Annotated in this window: 15 protein-coding genes; 10 read left to right on the forward strand and 5 right to left on the reverse strand. The window is 73.2% G+C overall.

Annotated elements, in window-relative coordinates:
* Positions 1 to 46: 46 nt before the first annotated feature.
* The 5 genes from AB0L21_RS38400 to AB0L21_RS38420 form a co-directional block, all read right to left on the reverse strand.
* Positions 47 to 1,267: an SGNH/GDSL hydrolase family protein gene (locus tag AB0L21_RS38400; RefSeq protein WP_365788641.1), complete on the reverse strand. Its 1,221-nt coding sequence runs from the start codon at positions 1,265 to 1,267 to the stop codon at positions 47 to 49.
* Positions 1,264 to 3,615: a glycoside hydrolase N-terminal domain-containing protein gene (locus tag AB0L21_RS38405; protein ID WP_365788642.1), complete on the reverse strand. Its 2,352-nt coding sequence runs from the start codon at positions 3,613 to 3,615 to the stop codon at positions 1,264 to 1,266. Before AB0L21_RS38405 ends, AB0L21_RS38400 begins: the two co-directional genes overlap by 4 nt.
* 24 nt (positions 3,616 to 3,639) lie before the next feature.
* A complete protein-coding gene (locus AB0L21_RS38410; RefSeq protein WP_365788643.1) occupies positions 3,640 to 5,439 on the reverse strand; it encodes a carbohydrate-binding protein in 1,800 nt (599 codons plus the stop codon).
* 36 nt (positions 5,440 to 5,475) lie between these two features.
* Complete coding sequence (locus AB0L21_RS38415) at positions 5,476 to 6,699, reverse strand: ROK family protein (RefSeq protein WP_365788644.1); 1,224 nt, start codon at positions 6,697 to 6,699, stop codon at positions 5,476 to 5,478.
* Positions 6,700 to 6,848: 149 nt separating this feature from the next.
* The gene (locus tag AB0L21_RS38420) at positions 6,849 to 8,636 is read right to left on the reverse strand and encodes a M4 family metallopeptidase (RefSeq protein ID WP_365788645.1); all 1,788 of its coding nucleotides are present in this window, start codon (positions 8,634 to 8,636) and stop codon (positions 6,849 to 6,851) included.
* 310 nt (positions 8,637 to 8,946) lie between these two features.
* Between AB0L21_RS38420 and AB0L21_RS38425 the strand changes: the two genes are divergently transcribed.
* The 10 genes from AB0L21_RS38425 (at position 8,947) to AB0L21_RS38470 (ending at position 19,208) form a co-directional block, all read left to right on the forward strand.
* Complete coding sequence (locus AB0L21_RS38425; RefSeq protein WP_365788646.1) at positions 8,947 to 10,101, forward strand: serine hydrolase domain-containing protein; 1,155 nt, start codon at positions 8,947 to 8,949, stop codon at positions 10,099 to 10,101.
* A 444-nt stretch (positions 10,102 to 10,545) separates the two neighbouring features.
* The gene (locus AB0L21_RS38430) at positions 10,546 to 11,166 is read left to right on the forward strand and encodes a CAP domain-containing protein (RefSeq protein WP_365788648.1); all 621 of its coding nucleotides are present in this window, start codon (positions 10,546 to 10,548) and stop codon (positions 11,164 to 11,166) included.
* Between the two features lie 56 nt (positions 11,167 to 11,222).
* A complete protein-coding gene (locus AB0L21_RS38435; protein WP_015493185.1) occupies positions 11,223 to 11,897 on the forward strand; it encodes an AIM24 family protein in 675 nt (224 codons plus the stop codon).
* A 153-nt stretch (positions 11,898 to 12,050) separates the two neighbouring features.
* Complete coding sequence (locus AB0L21_RS38440) at positions 12,051 to 13,091, forward strand: tetratricopeptide repeat protein (RefSeq protein ID WP_365702805.1); 1,041 nt, start codon at positions 12,051 to 12,053, stop codon at positions 13,089 to 13,091.
* Positions 13,088 to 14,113 (forward strand): polyprenyl synthetase family protein, encoded by a 1,026-nt coding sequence (locus AB0L21_RS38445; RefSeq protein ID WP_365788647.1) that lies wholly within the window; start codon positions 13,088 to 13,090, stop codon positions 14,111 to 14,113. Before AB0L21_RS38440 ends, AB0L21_RS38445 begins: the two co-directional genes overlap by 4 nt.
* A 91-nt stretch (positions 14,114 to 14,204) precedes the next feature.
* A complete protein-coding gene (locus AB0L21_RS38450) occupies positions 14,205 to 15,164 on the forward strand; it encodes a pyridoxal-phosphate dependent enzyme (protein ID WP_365702801.1) in 960 nt (319 codons plus the stop codon).
* Positions 15,165 to 15,302: 138 nt separating this feature from the next.
* Positions 15,303 to 16,883: a serine/threonine-protein kinase gene (locus AB0L21_RS38455; protein WP_365702799.1), complete on the forward strand. Its 1,581-nt coding sequence runs from the start codon at positions 15,303 to 15,305 to the stop codon at positions 16,881 to 16,883.
* Between the two features lie 50 nt (positions 16,884 to 16,933).
* Entirely contained in the window at positions 16,934 to 17,905 is a 972-nt protein-coding gene (locus AB0L21_RS38460; protein ID WP_365702797.1) for an LLM class F420-dependent oxidoreductase, read from the forward strand.
* Positions 17,906 to 18,045: 140 nt separating this feature from the next.
* Positions 18,046 to 18,474 (forward strand): SsgA family sporulation/cell division regulator, encoded by a 429-nt coding sequence (locus AB0L21_RS38465; protein WP_365702795.1) that lies wholly within the window; start codon positions 18,046 to 18,048, stop codon positions 18,472 to 18,474.
* A gap of 125 nt (positions 18,475 to 18,599) precedes the next feature.
* Entirely contained in the window at positions 18,600 to 19,208 is a 609-nt protein-coding gene (locus tag AB0L21_RS38470) for a DUF2238 domain-containing protein (protein WP_365702874.1), read from the forward strand.
* Positions 19,209 to 19,261 lie beyond the last annotated feature (53 nt).

Raw genomic sequence — 19,261 nt, forward strand, 5'->3', positions numbered from 1 at the left:
CCGGGAACGTCCCCGGCCCGGCCGTCGCGTTCCCGGGGCGCGGCCCTCAGCGGGCGCAGTCGAGACCGTCCAGGTCGACGGCGTCGGCCATGGCCTGCATGCCCTTGTCGCCGGGGTGCAGGTGATCGCCGCCGTCGAGGAACGGCAGCATGCGCTCGGGGTCGTACGGGCTGCGCAGCACGCGGTCGAAGTCGGTGACGGCGTCGATGTCGTCGCTGCCGCGCAGGTACCGGTTCACCTCCTGTCGTACGGCCTCTGCGGCCGGGTCCCATTCCGGCCAGCCCTTGAACGGTGCGACGGTCGCGGCGACCACGCACGTGCCGGCCGCGTGCGCCCGCCGGGCGATCTCCCGGTAACCGGCGATCAGATCGTCCGCCGTGACGCCGGTGTGGGCCTTGATGTCGTTGACGCCCTCGAAGAGGAAGACCGTGCGCACCCCGGGCTGGGACAGCACGTCCCGGTCCAGCCGGTGCAGCGCGGCCTGTCCGGCGCCGTCGGCGAGGACCTTGTTGCCCGAGATGCCCTCGTTGGCCACGCCCTGGAGGGGTCCGCCGGCCGCGTTCAGGCGCCGGGCGAGGTAGTCGGGCCAGCGGCGGTTCAGGTCGGTGGTCGACTGCCAGCCGTCGGTGATGGAGTCGCCGAGCGCGACCACGGCACCGCCGGCTGCCCGGGAGGGCCGTACGGCGACGGAGTCGATGTACCACCAGGACCCGGTGGTCCGGGTCCAGTTCGCGCCGCTCTCCTCGGCGGTGTGCTCGCCCTGGCCGGTGTACGAGGTCTGCATCGCCATCCAGTGACCGGTGGCCGGGCCGGCCGCGTCCGGGGTGCGCAGACTGACGACCAGGTCGGTGCCGGCGGCGATCCGGCCGGGCAGCGGGTCGCTCCAGGCGACGGCCCCGGCCGGGACGGTGACCGTGCGGGCGCCGCCGAAGGTGAGCGGCCGGTTGCTGCCCGGCCGCAGGGCGGCGCCCTGGGCGCGCACTCCCGCGTGGACACCGTCCAGGGTCAGCGGCCGGTCACCGAAGGCGTTGGTGAAGCGGACGCGCAGGTCGCTGCCGCCGACGCTGGTGTGGACGACGAGCCGGTAGCCCTGGCCGGCCGTGCCCTCGCCCATGCGGTCGGCGCTCGCGGCCCAGGTGACCACGCCGGTGGCCCGGGTGGCGGACTCGGGCGGGGTGGCGGCCCGGGCCGCGGACACGGACTGGCAGACGGCGGCGGTGAGCAGGACGGCGAGCACGCGCCGGCAGCGTCCAAAGCGGGCGCTCACCGGGCGAAGTCCCGGAGCGTGACGGTCTCGCCGGGCCGGACGCGGACCGTCCGGAACGTCCCCGCGTGTCCCAGGGAGGTCGTGGTGCCACCGATGCTGTGCAGCCGTACCTCGGTGGGTTTCCCGTCCCGCCACTCCAGGTCGACGAGGAAGCCGCCGCGGGCTCCGGCTCCGGTGAGCGAACCGGCCGCGGCCCAGGCCTCCGGGAGGGCCGGCAGCAGTTCCAGGTGCCCGGGGCGGGAGTACAGCAGCATCTCGGCGACGGCGGCCGGGGTGCCGAAGTTGGCGTCGATCTGGAAGATGCCCCGGCCCCGCTCGACCTCGTAGATGTCGAAGAGGTTGGGCGCGGTGCCGTTGCCGCCGCCGGTGGAGGGGCGCAGGTTGGTGACGACGAGCTGGTAGGCCTTGTCGGCGTTCTTCAGCCGGGCCCAGCACAGGGCGCGCCAGGCGTTGGCCCAGCCGAAGCTGTTCATGCCGCGGGAGGTGAGCAGGGCGGTGGCGCCGGTGACGATGTCGGCGGGGGTGGAGCCGTCGGGCCGGATGCGGTCGCCGGGGAACAGGCCGACGAGCGGGGAGAGGTGCCGGTGGGTGGTCTCGCCGAGGTCGTCGGGAGACATCCATTCCTCCAGCCGGCCGGTCTTGGGGCTCACCACGGGCAGGTACAGCCGGTCGCGCAGGGCGCCGATGGTGCGCGCGTACCCGGCGTCCCTGCCCAACTCACGCGCGGCGGTGCGGTAGTTGCCGAAGAGGGCTCGGACCAGCTCCTGGGCGTAGGTGATGCCCTTGGCGTCGAGCGGGCCCTGCTCGGGCGACCAGTCGCTGTCGGCGATCAGCACCTCGCGGCCGCTGTCGGGCAGCGTGGTGGTGAGCAGCCGGGCCTCCCAGAACTCACAGGCGCCCTTGAGCAGCGGGTAGATCTTCTCCAGGTGCGCGCGGGACCGCGTGTACTCGTAGTGCTCGAACAGGGAGTTGCACACCCAGGCGTTGCCGGCCGGGTGCCACCACCAGCCTCCGCCGCCGAAGGGATTGGTGGAGACGGCGAGCGTCCAGCCGGCGTTCTTGCCGCTGGAGTTGCGGTAGCGGTTGCGGGGGTCGTCGAAGAGCCTTCGGGTGAGGTCGGTCCAGGAGGGCAGCTGGGCCACGCAGTAGTCGGTGAACGCGTCGAAGCAGGACGACAGGCCGGTCCGGTCGGCCATCCAGTAGTTCATCTGGAGGTTGATGTCGGTGTGGTAGTCGCCCATCCAGTCCGGGTCGTTGCCGTCGAGCCAGGGCCCCTGGAGGCCGAGCGGCAGGCTGCCCCGGGAGCCGGCGATCATCAGGTACCGGCCGAAGTGGACGTAGGCGGCTTCGAGTTCGGGGTCGGGTGCGCCGTCGCGGGCGCGGGCCTGGATGCGCTCCCAGGTGTCCAGGGCGCGCTGCTCGGCGGAGGAGGTGCCGAGGGAGAGGCCGAACCGGTCGAACAGGGCGCGGTGGTCGGCGACGTGTGTGCGCAGCAGGGTGCCGGCGGAGTGCCGTGCGGCGGTACGGACCTTGGTGCGGGCCAGTTCCCGGGGGTCCAGGTCGGGGTCGCGGTAGTGGGTGGCGGCGTCAGGGGTGTAGTCGGTGCCGCCGCTGAGCACGACGGTCAGTTCACGGCAGCCGGTGAACTCCAGGCGCGAGCCGGCCGTGCGGACGGTGCCGCCGCTGCCGTGCGCGGCGACCGCGGCACCGTAGCGCAGGCCGTTCGGGAAGGCCCCGGCGAAGGAGTCGGCGGTCCCGGTCTCGCCGTGGGTGCCGTCGAGCGTGATCGTGCCGGTGTACCGGCCGCCGCCGCTCTGGCTGAAGTGCAGCACGACGACGTCGTCGGGGTGGCTGGCGAACAGCTGCCGCCGGTAGGTGACGCCGGAGCGGACGTAGGAGGTGGTGACCACGCCCTGGGCGAGGTCGAGGGTGCGGCGGTAGCCGGTGACGGCGGACAGGTCGTGGTCGGGGAGGTCGACGGTGAGCCGGGCGAGGAGGGTGAGGGAGCCGAAGTCGTCGCGGCCGTAGGGGAACTGGCCGTCGGCGTCCAGGGTGTCGTTGAGGCCGCCGGTCCACATCGTGACGTCGGTGACGAGGAGCAGTTCCCGGCCGGGGTCGTTGGTGGCGAGGGCGCCGAGGCGGCCGTTACCGACGGGCAGGCCCTGCTCGATGAGCGAGTGCTCGTCGGCGGGGGCCCGCCACCACAGCTGGTGGCGGGCGTCGGCGGCGGGCTGTGCGCCGGGCCGCTGCGGGGCGGCGGTGGCGGTGAAGGCGGGCAGTGAGGCGAGGGCTCCGGTGGCCGCGGCGAGCGCGAGGAAGCCGCGTCTGCTGGGCGGGGTGGGTGTCACGGGGGTCTCCGGACTTCTGGGGTGTCAGCGCGGGGACGAGGGGACGTCGATGCGGTCGATGTCCGGGGCGTAGTCCGAACCGCTGTCGAAGGTGACGGTGTTGCTGCCGGCCTTCAGGGTGACGGGGACGCTGACCGTCTCGACGGTCCCCCAGTCGCCGGTGGAGGGGAAGCTGTGGCGGGTGACGGCGCCGGAGTTGGCGGAGACGTTCACCGGTCGGGGGTCACCGCTGACGTAGGCCACCTTGATCAGGTAGGTGCCGGGCCGGTCCACGACCACGTCGGTGAAGCGGAGGGTGCCGCCGACGTAGAGGTCGCCGACCTTCTTGCCGCCGGAGCAGACGGAGCAGTCGGCGACGGAAGCCCGGCCGCCGAGGCTGTTGGCGCCGGCCTCGGCCTCGTAGCCGGTGGTGGTGAGGGCGCTGCCGTGCGGGGTGACGGTGAACAGCCGGGAGCCGTGGGCCGGCAGGGCCTCGGTGATCCTGTTCTTGTAGGAGCCGAGGTTCTCGTGGTTCCACAGGTCGCGAACGGACGCCTTGCCGGTGAAGCCGAGGGAGGAGAAGTCGGCGGTGACGGCGGCGGGCGCGTCGGCGAGGTTGAACAGGGCGACGGTGTAGGTGCCGTTCGGGTTCTTCGCGGCCCACACCTGCTGGGGGTCGGAGGGGGTGACCGGCCGGGCGGACGGCGAGTCGCCCTGGTCGACGGCGATGACCTCACGGTTGGTGAGGAGCTTCACGCCGTAGTCGTCGAGCTTCGTCAGGTCGTCACCGGTGTAGAGCGGGGACTTGGCGATGGCCCACAGGGTGGCGTAGGTCTGCCGTTCGGCCTTGGTCAGGCCGTCCATGGCGCCGTTGCCGACGTCGAGGGAGTCCAGGTCGTTCCAGCCGCCGGGGCCCGCGTGCTTCGTCCAGCCGGGGGTGTCGGTGAAGCGGTCGTCCACCGAGTTCTCCCAGCTGACAAGGGTGTTGCAGTAGCACTCGACGTCGGTGTCGACGCGCCAGCCGGCCGAGTACTTCTTCCAGTCGGCGGCATGGCCGATGTCAAGGGACCAGGAGAGCTCCAGGTGGATGGGGCGGCCGGTGGCGGCGATCGCCTTCTGCCAGGCTGCGACGTCGGCGACGTTGTCGTAGTTCTCGCCGCTCTTGAAGGAGCCGGGTCCGACGCCGTCGAGCTTGAGGAAGTCGTAGCCCCAGGAGGCGAGCAACTGGGCCTGGGAGTCTACGTACTTCTGGGTGCAGGGCTTGCCGAAGTCGAGTTTGTAGGCGCTGTCCCAGCCGTTGGTGGTGCGCAGGTCGCCGTAGACGATGTCGGCGGTGGTGCAGCCGTCGGCGTGCCGGACCGGCACCTTGCCGTCGCCGTAGGCCTCCTTCTCCAGGCCGACGGGCAGGTAGATGCCGGCCTTGAGGCCGAGCCCATGGATGTGGTCGGCGACCGCCTTCATGCCGTGCGGGAAGCGGACCGGGTCGGCCTGCTGGCGTGCGTAGGCGTCGAACTCGGGCTTCCAGTCCTTGTCCCGCCACCAGCCGGAGTCGATGTTGACGTAGGTGTAGCCGTACGGCTTGAGCTTGGCGGCGAGGGCGTCGGCCTGCTTGAGGACGTTCGCCTCGGTCAGATAGCTGTAGTCGCCGTCCGGGTTGAGGCCCGGGTACTTGGACGACTGCATGCTCCAGCTGGACCAGCCCATGAAGGGTTTGGCGGCCGGGACGGGTGGGCTGTCGGCGTGCGCGGTGGCCGGGACGGCCGTCGCGAGGCCTGCGGTGAGGGCGAGGACGACGGCGGCTGTGAACCCGCGAGCGGGCGGGACGGAAGACGAGGGTGACCGCATGGGTCTGCCTCCTGGGTGGGTTCGGGTCGGGGCGGCTCAGCCCTTTCCGCTGGCGGGGTCCTGTGTGATGAAGGTCTGGATCGCGGCGGCAGCCGCGCCCCGCGCCCACTCCTCGAAGGGCAGCGGGCGGGTCTGTACGTCGCACCGGGCGGCCGATCCGAAGGCGGCCGTGGTGAACGCCTCCCGGATCTGTTCGGCGAAGAGGTCGTAGGCGGCGAGCCCCTCACCGGAGATGATCAGGCGCTCGGGGCCGAGCAGGTTGGCGACGGTGGCGATGCCCCGGCCGATGGCCTCGCCCGCACGGGCGTACACCTCGCGCGCGCCGGGCAGGCCCTGGTGGGCGAGGGCCGCCGCGGCGGCGCTGTCGGGGACCTGGTGCCCGGTCACCTCGCGCATGCGGGCGACGATCGCGGCGTCCCCGGCGATCGCCTCCACGCAGCCGCGGTTGCCGCAGTGGCACAGGGGTCCGGCGGGGTCGACGACGACGTGCCCGATCTCGCCCGCCACCCCGTGCGCGCCGGCCACCCGCCGGCCGTGCACCACGAGTCCGCAGCCGATGCCGGCGCCGACGGTCACCACGGCGAAGTCGCTGAGCCCCGCTCCGGTGCCGAACCACTGCTCGGCGACGGTCAGCGCCCGGACATCGTTGTCGACGGTGACGGGCAGTCCGCAGGCGGTGGCGGCGAGTTCGGCCAGCGGTACGTCCCGCCAGTCGAGGAACGGCGAGTAGCGTACGACTCCCGCGGCGCGGTCGACGTCGCCGGAGACGGCGATGCCGAGGCCGGCCACCGGTGCGTCCGACTCGGCGGCGTGGGCGAGGAGTTCGTGGACCAGGCCGGCGATCGAGGCCAGCGCGGGACCGGCGGCCCGGTCGCGCAGGGGGGCGCGGCGGGCCAGGCGGACCCGGCAGCACAGGTCGGTCAGGACGGTGATCAGCTCGTCCCCGGTCGCCTTCACGCCGACGAACAGGGCGCGTTCGCCGTTGACCCGGACCAGGCCGGCGGGCCGGCCGAGAACCGGACGGGCCTCCTCGACGGCACCCTCCCCCGAGCCGCCGCCCTCCCCCGGGTCACCGCCCTCCACCAGGTATCCCGCCGCGAGCAGGGGTCGTACCGCCTTGGTGACGGCGGCCGGGGACAGCCCGGCCCGGCGGCCCGCCTCCAGGCGGGTCAGGGGGCCGTGGGACAGGACCGTCGTGAAGACCTGGGCGGCGGCCGGCGTGTGCGCCGGGAAGGTCTCGGCGTGCGGGGTCGAACGCATGGCCGGGAACCTAAGCCGCTTATTTTCCGCTGTCAATAAAAGAAACAGCCGCTGTTACGGGGGCTGTTGGGACGTTCGCGGGCACCCGGACACGCGGATGCCCCGCACGAGGCGGGGCATCCGGTGGTGCCGGTGTGGTCCGGTGTCCGTCAGTGACGGGCGCTCGGCGTGTTGGCGGCGGTGACGTTGACCGCGGCCCACGACTTGTCCACGGTCTTGTACTCGGTGCTGTTCGCGCCGTACAGGTCCTTGGCCGCCTTCAGCGTCGCGGTGCGCGCCTGGTGGAAGTCGGTCGTGGAGACCATGTAGCGGGTGAGCGCACGGTAGTAGATGGCCGTCGCCTTGGTGCGGCCGATGCCCTTGACCGCGATGTTGTGGTACGTCGGCGAGTTGTAGTTGACGCCGTTGATCGTCTTCTTGCCGCTGCCCTCGGCGAGGAGGTAGTAGGCGTGCGAGGAGACACCTGAACCGGCGTGCACCTCGGTGTAGTAGGTGTCCGGCGACCAGTAGTCGATCGTGCCCTCCAGCTTGTCGAGGGAGGGGTGGTCCAGGCGGCGCAGGAACTTCTGCGCGAGACCCAGCTTCTCGCCGACCAGGTAGTCCGGCGTGTCCTTCGTGTTCTTGGCGTAGAACTCGACGTTCGAGCCGAAGATGTCCGCGAGCGACTCGTTCAGCGAGCCCGGCTCGCCGTACTGGTTGCCGTCGGAGTCGACGAAGGTCGGCTGCAGGTTGGCGGTCGCCTCCACCACGCCGTGGGTCAGCTCGTGACCGGTGACGTCCAGCACGACGAGCGGCTTCTTGAACATCTGGCCGTCGCCGTCGCCGTACAGCATGCAGGTGCAGGTCGGGTCCCAGAAGGCGTTGGCGACCTTCTTGCCCCAGTGGACCATCGCCTGCGCGGGCTTGCTGTTGTTGGCGATGCCCTTGCGCTTGAACGTGGACTTGTAGAAGTCCAGCGTCTTGGTGATGCCGTACTGGGCGTCCGCGGCGGCGCTGACCCGGCTGGAGGTCGTGCCGTTGCCCCACACGTTGGTCGTGTTGGTGAACTTCGTACCGGCGCTGAACTTCTCCGTGTACGAGCCCTTGGCGTCCCGCGTCTCGGTGCCGTACCGGTTCGGGTCCTTGAGCTGGTAGTGGCCGCGCGAGGTCTGCGTGGTGGTCAGGGAGACGGTGCCCACGAAGAGGGTCTTGCCGGTGCCCTTGGCGGCCGACGGGTAGGCCGCGGCACCGGTGCCGCGGGAGCCGACCAGGCCGGAGACGGCGGCGGCGGAGCCGGTGCCGGTGGCCGGGTCGAGGGTCTCGCCGCGCTCACGCAGGGCGTCGAGCAGCTTCGGCGACAGGAACTCGTCCCTGGTCGGCGTGTTGCTGCGCACCTTGCCGGTGACCGCGTCCACGACGACCGTGCGGGAGCTGTCCTTGTCGGTGACGGTGACCTGGTAGGCGAGCGCGGAGGCGCCGGCGCGGGCGTCGACCACGAGCTGCGCGCTGCCCGCGTCGCCCTTCGCGGCCTGGGCGGCCTTGGCGGCGGCCTGGCCCGCGGTCAGCTTGGCCTTGGCGGCGGCCGGCTTGACGGCGTGGCCGGCGGCACGGGTCACGTCCGTGTAGCCGAGCCGGCGGTCGAGGTGGACGATGAGGTCGCCACCGAGCACCGGCAGGCCGTTGTGGGTGCGGACGAAACGGACGTGCCGGGCACCCTCGGGGTCGATCATGACGTCCTGCGCGTGCAGTTCGTCGCCCTGGGAGACGCCGGTCGCCGAGGCGTGCGCGAAGGCCGCGGTGCGCGCCGCCTCCACCACCGCCGTGGCGTTCGGGGCGGTGGAGGCGGCGGACCGCTCCACCCCCGTGGAAGGAGCCGCGAAGGCCGTACCGGCCAGGCCCGTGGCAGCGGTCGTCACCACGACGGCGACCGCCACGGTGCGTATGTGCGGTCTACGCAATCTGATCAGGGTTCCTTCGTTCGAAGGCGGCCGGGTTGCCCAACCGCCTTGAGGCATGGCGCGGTTGGGCGCCACGGGGGCCGGTCCGGCCCCGAGGGGCAACCCTTGCGGATCAGTCATGGGCACGTAAAGCCGGAATGATCCATTTCGCGAACTTCTATGGCAATCCTTTACGAACGACCGCCGCAGAGTGATCACGAGATGACCAACTGTGTGTCGGCTGTGGAGACGTGGTCTCGATCCCCTAGGTTCCCAGGGCGGAATGTGACCGATATCGCATCAGGAACCGACCGATGGGAGTGGGTAGGGGATGGTCTCAGCAACGGTGGGACGGGGAGCGGTCCTCGGAGCGGTCGCGCTGTCCCTGCTCGCGGTCCCCGCGCGGGCCGCGACCGGAGGACCGGACACACCGGCGCCGGCGGCGGCACTGCCGGCGCCCGACACCGCGGGCCTGGCCGCGGTGCTGCGGTCGGCGGTGGCGCAGGGCGCGCCGGGGGCCCTGGCCCGGATCGACGACCACGGCAGGACGTACCGGGTCACCCAAGGCGTCGCCGACCGCGCCACCCGGCGGGCCATCAGCACCGACGACCGCTTCCGGGTCGGCAGCGTCACCAAGACCTTCTCGGCCGTCGTGCTGCTCCAGCTCGTGGACGAACACCGGCTCTCACTCGACGCGCCGGTCAACCGCTACCTGCCGGACCTGCTGCCGGACGACCGGATCACGGTCCGCCATGTGCTCAGCCACCGCAGCGGGCTGTACGACTACACCGAGGACATGTTCGCGAGCAGCGTCTCCGGCTTCGAGGCGGTCCGGAAGAAGGTCTTCACCTACCGGCAGCTGGTCGCCCTCTCCCTGAAGAAGCCCCGCACCAACGCGCCGGGCGCCGCGTACGCGTACTCCAACACCAACTTCGTCGTCGCCGGGCTGCTCATCGAGAAGCTCACCGGGCAGTCCGTGAGGACGGCGTACGAGAACCGCGTCATCGAACCGCTGAGGCTGAAGGACACGTTCTACGTCCATCCGGACACCGCGATCCCGGGCCGGTACGCGCGCGGGTACCTGACGCCGGACACGGCGGGCGCCCCGCTGGTCGACGCGACCGCGCAGACCGTGTCCTGGGCGCAGAGCGCGGGGGCGATCATCTCCAGCGCGCGGGACCTCGACGTCTTCTACAGCGCGCTGCTCGGGGGGAAGCTGATGTCCGCCGCGCGGCTCGCCGAGATGGAGCGGTTCACCAAGGTGACCAGCACGACGGCGTACGGGCTCGGGCTGCGGCGGCGGGATCTGTCCTGCGGGGTGTCGGTGTACGGGCACACGGGGGCGGTACAGGGGTACTACACGTATGCGTTCAGCACGAAGGACGGGGGGCGGAGTCTCACGGCTGTGGCCAACACGTCGAACAACGGGAAGGTGCTGGACACGTTGGCGGGTGCCCTGGAATCGGCGTTCTGCGGGAAGAGGTAGGGGCGCCCCCTGAGGCCGGCTGACGGGCAACTTTGCCGCGTCCGCCCGGCGTTGCGGCGAGCGTGAGCGAACTCGCCCCCGGAGGGAACGCGTCCCTACCAGGCGGTGTGGTACGGCCTCGGGTGGCCGGTGCCTTCGCTGTGTCCGGTCGCGCGGGGACACGCCGACGTCGATCCGGTGCGGCTGCGCAGGGGTGCGTGCCGGGTCACGGTCGTGGTCCGCGCGGCCGGGCCCGGCACGCCGCTGGGGCGGCTGCCCGCGCCCCGGCTCGATGTCACCGACCGCTCCGGCCGTGCGGTGGCGGGGTTCGCGCCGCCACGGCCCGGGACGCAGACCGTACTGCTGCGCGCCGAGCTGTATCACCGTCCGGGCACCGGCTGGAAGCCGCGGGCGATCGGGCACGGGTACGCCGACGGACTCCCGGGGCTCGCCGGGGACTTCGGGGTGGACGTAGCCGACGACGGCGGCAGACGGCGGCGGCACCACGGCCCCCCGTCCGGCCCGGGGGGCCTCTGCCGTGCCCGACGAGTTCACCCGCCTGGTCAACTCCGCTCGCGCTCGCGCCGGTTGCCCGCCGCTCGTACCGGATCCGCGCCCGCTCTCCGCCGGGTACGGGTACGTGACCGTCGGCGAGCGTCTCGCCCCGGGGCCGCGCTCCCCGGCCGGGGTCGTGGACCACTGGCTGGGTTCGGCGCGGGCCCGGCGCACCCTGCTCGACCCGGCGTTCCGGCATGCCGTGCTCGCCCACGCCGACGCGGGCGACCGGTACTGGACCGCTGCGCTGACACCGGACGGGCTGGTGCGCACGGCCGGCGAGGTCGTCGCCCGCACCAACGCCGAGCGCGGGCGGGCCGGGCCGCCCCCGCCGGCCGTCGCCCCGCTGCTCGCCACCACGGCGAGAACATCACCTGCGGGCAGCGCTCCCCCGCCGGGGTCGTGGACGGCTGCATGAACAGTCCGGGCCATCGCGGCGACGTCCTCGGGCGGGGGTTCACCCACATCGGCGTTGGCTTCACGGGCGGCGGCCGGGCGGGCACGTACGGGACGCAGCTGTTCGGTGGCTGAACCGGTACGTTCCGTGATCTTGGCGGAATGACATCCTCCGGGCCACCATGCCCGGCATGAAGGGTGATCTCTTTTCCAGTCAGCACGTGGTGCAGCCGGCCGTGGAGCCGGGAATGTCCGTCGAGAACGCCAAGTGCATCAAGTACGCGGTGAACGGCGAGATGTACGCCCGGCAGGGCGCGATGGTGGCCTACCGCGGCAGCCTCAAGTTCGAGCGCAAGGGGCAGGGCGTCGGCGGCATGCTCAAGCGTGCGGTCACCGGTGAGGGACTGCCCCTCATGGCGGTGCGCGGGCAGGGCGAGGCCTGGTTCGCGCACGAGGCGCAGAACTGCTTCATCGTGGAGGTCGAGGCCGGTGACCAGTTCACCGTCAACGGCCGCAACGTCCTGTGTTTCGACGCCTCGCTGTCGTACGAGATCAAGACGGTGAAGGGCTCCGGCATCGCCGGTGGCGGCCTGTTCAACAGCGTCTTCAGCGGGCAGGGCCGGCTCGGTCTGGTCTGCGACGGCAACCCGCTGGTCATCCCGGTGTCGGCGCAGGCGCCGGTGTACGTCGACACGGACGCCGTGGTCGGCTGGACCGCGCACCTGGAGACCTCGCTGCACCGCTCCCAGTCCATCGGCTCGATGCTGCGCGGCGGTTCGGGCGAGGCCGTGCAGCTGATGCTCCAGGGCGAGGGCTTTGTCGTGGTGCGGCCGAGCGAGGTGACGCCCCAGAAGGACCAGCACTGAACCTTCACAGGTGATCGGGGACCGGCGGGCAACCCCCGCCGCCGTACCGGCGTCTTGATCGTCGACAGACCGAGCCCCGGCCCCCTCGGGCCGGGGCGATTTTCCGAGACGCTATACACGAGATGTATACACTCCGCGTATAGAAGGGTACGCATGTACGGCAAGGCTTTCGCCCCGGAGTACCAGGGCGCCCTGACCACCCTGTCCGTGAACTCCTCGCTGGTCGACGTGCTGGCCGCGGGCACCGAGCGGCTGCGCGAGGCCGAGCGCGCCGGACGCCCCGGCGAGGCGGCGCGCTGCGGGCTCGCCGTCGCCGAGGCACACCGGCGGCTCGGCCATGTGCGGGACGCCGACCGGGCCTGGAAGGCGAGTTACCGCGCCGCCCGGGAGGCCGGCGACACCGCCGCGATGGCCTGGGCGCTGTGGAGCGGGGGCACCCTCGCCCGGCAGCGCGGGGCGTTCCCGCTGGCCTGGCGGCTGCTGGGGCTCGCGGCCGAACTCGGCGAGCGCGGCGGGGACGTCGTCGTCCGCGGCTACTCGCTGGCCGGCCTCGCCGAGACCGGCCGGATCCAGGGCGACTACGCGGCGGTCGGCCGGCTGCACGAGCAGCTGCTGGCCGAGGCCCGCAAGCGGGGCGAGGCCCGGCACACGGTGTGGGCCCTGGAAGGCATCGCCCAGATGCACCGCAACACCGGCGACTACGACACGGCGTACGCGCTGTTCGAGGAGGCGGCGGAGATAGCCGGCCGGGCCGAGGACCGGCGCGGGCACGCCTGGGCGCTGCGCGGACTCGCGGACGTCCTCTCGGTGCGCGACGGCGCCACCGAGCGGGCGCTGGAGCTGCTGGCCGTGGCGGAGGCGACCTGCCGCGAGATGAACCTCTCCAGCGCGCTCGCCTACAACCACAAGATGCAGGGCAACGTCCTGTACCGCGCGGCCCGTTACGCCGAGGCCCGCGAGCGCTACGAGCTGGCGCTGACCGAGTTCCGGACGATGAGCGAACCGCGCGGCGAGGCACTGTCCCGGCTGGGCCTCGCCAAGTCCCTCGCCCAGCTCGGCCGCGACCGCGCCGAGACCGCCGCCGAACTCGCCGACCTGGCCCGCACACTGGAGCGCAGCGGGCTGCGGCACGCGCGGGAGATGGTGGCCCGGGCCCAGCGGGAGTTCGGCCTCGAGACGGAGGCCGTGCGATGACGGCGCCCGTCTCGCCGGTGCGGGAGTCCGCCCGGCACGTCCTCGCCCGCTGCCGGGAACTGGTCCGCCCGGAGCTGCGCAACGCGGTGGGGCGGCTGCACCCGTGGGTCGCCGAGATGGCCGCGTACTCCTTCGGCTGGTGCGAGGTCGGCGGGGCGCCCGCCACCGCGCCGGGCGGCAAGGGCGTACGGCAGGCGCTGGCGGTCCTCGGGGCCGAGGCGGCGGGCGCCGACGGGCGGGCCGGGGTCCCGGCGGCGGTCGCGGTGGAGCTGGTGCACGCCTTCTCGCTGCTGCACGACGACATCATGGACGGCGACGCGACCCGGCGCCGCCGCCCCGCCGTCTGGCAGGCCTACGGCACGGGTCCGGCCGTGCTGGCCGGGGACGCCCTGTTCGCGCTGGCGGTCGGCACCCTCGCCGCCGCACCGGAGGGCGCCGGCGCGGTACGGCTGCTGTCGGCGGCCCTCGCCGATCTGGTGCGCGGGCAGGCCGACGACCTGCTGTTCGCCACCCGGCCCTGGACCGGCCCGGAACGGGTGACACCCGAGGAGTACCGGGCGATGGCGGAGGGCAAGACCGGCGCGCTGCTGGGCTGTGCCGCCGCACTGGGCGCCACGCTCGGCGGGGCGCCCCCGGACACGGCCGACGCGCTCGACCGGGCCGGACGCCACCTCGGCGTCGCCTTCCAGCTGGTGGACGACGTGCTCGGCATCTGGGGCGACCCGGCCGTCACCGGCAAGCCCGTGGGCGGCGATCTGCGGGAGCGGAAGAAGACGTTCCCGGTGCTGGCCGCGCTCGGCTCCCCGGCGGCCCGCCGGCTGCCCGCGCTGCTCGGCTCGGCCGAGTACGCCGAGGAGGCCGCCGCGCTGATCGAGGCGGCGGGGGGCCGTACGGCGGCCCTGGCCGAGGCCCGGGTCCACACGGCCGCCGCACGGGAGCTGCTCACCACCGCGCCCCTGGCCGCCGGGGCCGCCGGGGAGCTGACGGAGCTGCTGGAGTCCCTGGTGGGCCGCGCCCTGTAGCCATGATCCGAAACGGCGTTGACCTCCGGCCTCCCGGCGGGTCAAGGTGCGAACGGCGCGGTCCCGACCCGCGCCGGAAGGGTGAAGCACCGTGATCGAGATCTCGGACATCGAAACCGCCGCCGGGCGGATCGCCGGGCACGTCGTCCGCACGCCGACGGTACCGAGCCCCGGCCTCGGCGCGCTGCTCGGCGTCCCCGTCACCGCCAAGCTCGAACTGCTCCAGCGCACCGGCTCGTTCAAGGCCCGCGGGGCCACGGCGAAGCTGCTGTCGCTGAGCGAGGCCGAGCGGGCGGCGGGCGTGGTCGCGGTGAGCGGCGGCAACCACGGGATCGCGCTCGCGGTGATGGCGGCGGCCCTCGATGTGAAGGCGACCGTGGTCATGCCGCGCACCGCGCCGGCCCGTTCCCTGGCGCTCGCCGAGGAGGCCGGAGCTGTGGTGCGGCTGACCGACGGCATGGACAGCGCCTTCGAGCTGGTGACACGACTGCGCGACGAGGGCCTGACCCTGGTCCACCCGTTCGACGACCCCGTCGTGATCGCCGGACAGGGCACCGTGGGTCTGGAGCTGGCCGAGGACGCCGGGGAGCTGACGGACGTCGTCGTCAGCGTCGGCGGCGGCGGTCTGATCGCCGGGATCGCGGCGGCCCTGCGCGCCCGGCGGCCCGGGGTGCGCGTGTGGGGCGTGGAGACCGGGGGCGCGGAGGCGATGTCCGGCGCGCTGAAGGCCGGCGGTCCGGTGCCGGTCCCGCTGTCCTCCCTGGTCACCACGTTGAGCGCGCCCGCGGTGTCACAGCTGACGTACGACCATGTGTCCGCGCTGGTCGAGGAGGTGCTCGTGGTCCCGGACCGGGACGCGGTGCGGGGCTGTCTGGACCTCGCCGAGCACGCCAAGGTGTGGGCCGAGCCCGCCGCGGGCTGTCTGCTGCCGGCGGCCCGGCAGGTGGTGGAGCGGGTCGGCGACGGCGCCCGGATCGGACTCGTGGTGTGCGGGGGCAACACGACACCCCGGGAACTCACCGACTGGGCCGGCCGCTTCGGGCTGCTGTGAGACCGCCGCTCTGACAGCTTCGCTGTGACGGTTCCGCTGTCAGGACTCCGCTGCGCGAGGTTTTGGGCGCGCCCCTGAACGCACCCCCGCTCGCCCCGCGTACCTCTGGGAAAGACGAGGCAGGGGTTTCAGCGAGGGATGACCATGGTCAAGGCGCACGTCTCCGCACACGAGTTGGTCGCCGGACGGTACCGGCTCCTGGAGGTCTTCTCCCGCGAGACGAACCGCCTGTGGTGGTACGCCGAGGACGTGGCGGCGGAACAGCCCCGCCTGGTGGCGCAGACCGCCCTGCCGGAGCCCGCCGACCAGGACACCGCGCGGCGCGTCACCGCCCGGGTCGTCCGCACCTCGCAGACCATGCGGCTGCTGCGCCCCGGCCAGGTGGCGACGGTCGTCGACGCCGTGGTGGAGGCGGGCGCCCTGTGGACGGTCACCGAGTGGGTCGACGGCACACCCCTGGGCGAACTCCTCGCCCAGGAGGGCTCCTTCCACCCGGTGCGGGCGGCCCGGCTCGGCCTGGAGCTGCTGGACGTGCTGCAGGCCGCGCACGACGAGGGCATCACGCACGGCGAGCTGAGCCCCGGCCAGGTCTTCGTGCGCGACGGCGGCCCGGTCGTCGTGACCGGGTTCGGGCTGGCGGGCGCGACGCTCGTGCCGCGGCTGACGGCACCGTCGTACGCCTCACCGGAGCAGGCCCGCGACGAGCGCATCGGCCCGGCCGCCGATCTGTGGGCGCTGGGCGCGCTGCTCTACACGATGGTCGAGGGCCGGCCGCCGTTCCGGGACCGCGGCCGGCCCGACGCCACGCTGAAGGCGGTGGACCGGCTGCCGCTGCGCACCCCGCTGCGCGCCGGACCGCTCACGCAGGCCGTGCAGGGTCTGCTGCGCAAGAACGCGCGGGAGCGGCTGACCCGGCCGGTGGTCCGCGAGGCGCTGACCCGGGCGCTGCGCGAGGACACGGACGCGGAGCGGCGGCCGGCCCCCGAGCCCCGGCTGCGCGGCGCGTACCGGGCCGTACGCCACGCCGGACCGCTGGGCGGCAGCCGGGCCCTGGCCGCCGGCACCGCGCTGGCCGTGGTCACCGTGGCCGCGGCGGTGCTGGCCGCGTCCGGCGCGCTGTCGTCCGGTACGGACACGGCGGGGGCGCCGCCCCGGGCCACCCCGTCCAGCCCCGCCGGCCGGCAGACCGACCGTGGCACCACGCCCGCCACCACGCCCCCCTCGGAGCCGAGCGGCTCGGCCTCCCCCGCCCTGCCGGCCGGCTACCGCCGGTACACCGCCCCGGAGGGCTTCTCGGTGGCGCTGCCCGACGGCTGGAAGCGGCTGACCACCTCCCGGGTGTCCGACCTGGCCTATCGCGTCACCTTCGGCAGGGGCGGCGACTCGCCCGCACTCGCCGTGACCTACAGCGAGCGCGTGGGCCCCGACCCGGTCGCCGTCTGGCGGGACGACGTCGAGCCGGGGTTGAAGAAGCTGCCCGGTTACGACCGTGTCGGCGCCGTGCGGGCGACCACGTACCAGGGCCGCAGGGCCGCCGACCTGGAGTGGCTGGCGGGCTCCGGGGACAGCCGGGTGCACACCTTCGGGCGGGGCTTCCTGCTGGGCGGGACGCGGGGCTTCTCCCTGCGCTTCACCACCCCTGCCACGGCCTGGGACGACGCGGCCAACCGGCTGGCGCTGAAGACGTTCCTGGGGACCTTCCGCACGCCGCAGGAGTGACCCGGTCCCGTCGGCCGTTTTCGCGGCGCCGACCCGGGGACTCGCCACGTATGGTGCGAATCGGATACACGATGATGACCGAGCAGGCAGGTCCCCGGGACCTGGTGGATCACGTGGTGAAGGCGGAGGAGGCGGGTTTCGACTTCTCCGTGATCTCGGACCACTACTTCCCGTGGCTGCGCGCGCAGGGACACTCCTCGTACGCGTGGAGCGTGCTGGGCGCCGCCGCCCAGGCCACGTCGCGGATCCCCCTGATGACGTATGTGACCTGCCCCATCCTGCGTTACCACCCGGCGATCGTGGCGCAGAAGGCGGCGACCGTGCAGCTGCTGTCGGAGGGCAGGTTCCGGCTGGGCCTCGGCGCCGGCGAGAACCTGAACGAGCATGTCGTGGGCGGCGGCTGGCCACCGGTGGACGTCCGCCACGAGATGCTCGAAGAAGCGGTCGAGATCATCCGGGCGCTGTTCGAGGGCGGCCATGTCACCCATCACGGGCAGCACTACGACGTGGAGTCGGCCCGGCTGTGGGACCTGCCGGAGCAGGCACCGCCGATCGGCATCGCCGTCTCCGGCGAGCAGTCCTGCAAGCTGGCCGGGCACCTCGCCGACCTGGTGATCGCGACCGAACCGAAGGCGGGCCTGCTGGAGGCGTTCGACCGGCACGGCGGCACCGGCAAGCCCCGGGTCGGCCAGCTGCCGGTGTGCTACGACCCCGACCGGGACACGGCGGTCAAGCGCGCCCACTCCCAGTTCCGCTGGTTCGGGCTCGGCTGGAAGGTGAACGCCGAACTGCCCCACCCGGACTCCTTCGAGGCCGCGACCCAGTTCGTGACCGAGGACGACGTCGCCTCCTCCATCCCGTGCGGTGACGACCCGGACGCGTTCGTGGAGGCCGTACGGCCGTACGCCGAGGCCGGGTTCGGGGAGGTCGCCCTGGTCCAGATCGGCGGCGACTCGCAGCCCGAGTTCCTGGACTGGTCGGCGAAGACCCTGCTGCCGGCCCTGCGTGAGGCGTTCGCCTGACGCGGCGCCACCCCGCGGCACGCCTCCGGGGGTGGGCCCTCGGTCTCGGTCAGCCTTCGGGATTCAGTCACACGGGTGAGCATTCCGGCGGCTTCGGGGGTACTAGAGGGCCCTACGCCGATTGTCCCGGAGGCCCCCGCGTGAACTCGTTCGTGCACAAGACCCTGGTGGTGCAGCTCCTCACGCACGGCACCGGCCGGTGTCCGGTGCTGGCCCATCTCAGCTACGACGCCGACGACCCGTTCGCCGTCACCGCCGTCTTCGCCCACGACGGCCGGGTGCTGGCCTGCTGGCGGCTGGACCGGCAGATGCTCGCCGACGGACTGGCCGGGCCGGTCGGCGTCGGTGACGTCCGGATCCGGCCGGAGGCCACCGGCCTGTGGCACGAGCTGCGTCTGGAGTTCCTCGGGGACACCCGGCCGGACGGGGGCCGGCACCAGGCGGTGGTGTTCGCCTGGGCTCCCGCGGTCGCCGCGTTCCTGCGCGAGACGCACCAGGTCGTCCCGCCGGGCCGGGAGCGCGTTCCGGTGGACGAGCTGCTGGCGGAGATCCTCTCCGCGGCTGAGTAGCCGTACTCATGCCGGCGGGCCCGGCCGGGCGCCACGATGGGGCTCCTACGACCCCCAGGCCGCCCTCAGGCAAGGAGCCCGCCGTGACCGCAGTGCACCCCGCCCCGCTCCGCACGCCGCGCCGCGTGCCGCCCGCCCTCTTCGCCGGCGTGGTGGCCGTGGGGCTGGCCGTGTCGGCCTGGGGCGTGCGCGACCGCACCACCTGGTTCCTGGAGACGGTGTGGGCGCTGGCCGGGCTGCCCCTGGTGGTGCTGCTCTGGCGGCGCTTCCCCCTGACCGGGCTGCTGTGCGCACTGCTGACCGCGCACGCGCTGGTCCTCGCGGTCGGCGGGCACTACACCTACGCGCAGGTCCCGGTGGGCGACTGGGTGCGCGACACCTTCGGCCTGGAACGCAACCCGTACGACCGCTTCGGCCACCTGATGCAGGGCTTCGTCCCGGCCGTGCTGGTCCGTGAACTGCTCAGCCGCACCTCGCCGTTGCGCGGCAGCCGCTGGCTGGCACCGCTCACCGTGTGCGCCTGCCTGGCGTTCAGCGCCTGCTTCGAGCTGCTGGAGTGGCTGGCGGCCGAGATCGGCGGGCAGGGCGCGGACGCGTTCCTCGCCACCCAGGGCGATGTGTGGGACACCCAGTGGGACATGTTCTGCGCGCTGATCGGGGCGGTGCTGTCCGTGCTGCTGCTCGGCAGGGCGCACGACCGGCAGCTGAGGGCCCTGGCGGCCCGCCGGTCCTAGGTCCTGTCGTCAAACTCCCGTCTGCCGCGCTCCGGGCGGACGACGGGAGTTTG

This window comes from Streptomyces sp. NPDC052721 (assembly GCF_040678315.1).
Classification (GTDB): Bacteria; Actinomycetota; Actinomycetes; order Streptomycetales; family Streptomycetaceae; genus Streptomyces.

Bases quoted from the DNA above. Each gene is read 5' to 3' on its own strand.
- AB0L21_RS38410 (WP_365788643.1), bottom strand. From the start codon at position 5,439: ATGCGGTCACCCTCGTCTTCCGTCCCGCCCGCTCGCGGGTTCACAGCC.
- AB0L21_RS38415 (WP_365788644.1), bottom strand. From the start codon at position 6,699: ATGCGTTCGACCCCGCACGCCGAGACCTTCCCGGCGCACACGCCGGCC.
- AB0L21_RS38425 (WP_365788646.1), top strand. From the start codon at position 8,947: ATGGTCTCAGCAACGGTGGGACGGGGAGCGGTCCTCGGAGCGGTCGCG.
- AB0L21_RS38435 (WP_015493185.1), top strand. From the start codon at position 11,223: ATGAAGGGTGATCTCTTTTCCAGTCAGCACGTGGTGCAGCCGGCCGTG.
- AB0L21_RS38440 (WP_365702805.1), top strand. From the start codon at position 12,051: ATGTACGGCAAGGCTTTCGCCCCGGAGTACCAGGGCGCCCTGACCACC.
- AB0L21_RS38445 (WP_365788647.1), top strand. From the start codon at position 13,088: ATGACGGCGCCCGTCTCGCCGGTGCGGGAGTCCGCCCGGCACGTCCTC.
- AB0L21_RS38455 (WP_365702799.1), top strand. From the start codon at position 15,303: ATGACCATGGTCAAGGCGCACGTCTCCGCACACGAGTTGGTCGCCGGA.
- AB0L21_RS38460 (WP_365702797.1), top strand. From the start codon at position 16,934: ATGGTGCGAATCGGATACACGATGATGACCGAGCAGGCAGGTCCCCGG.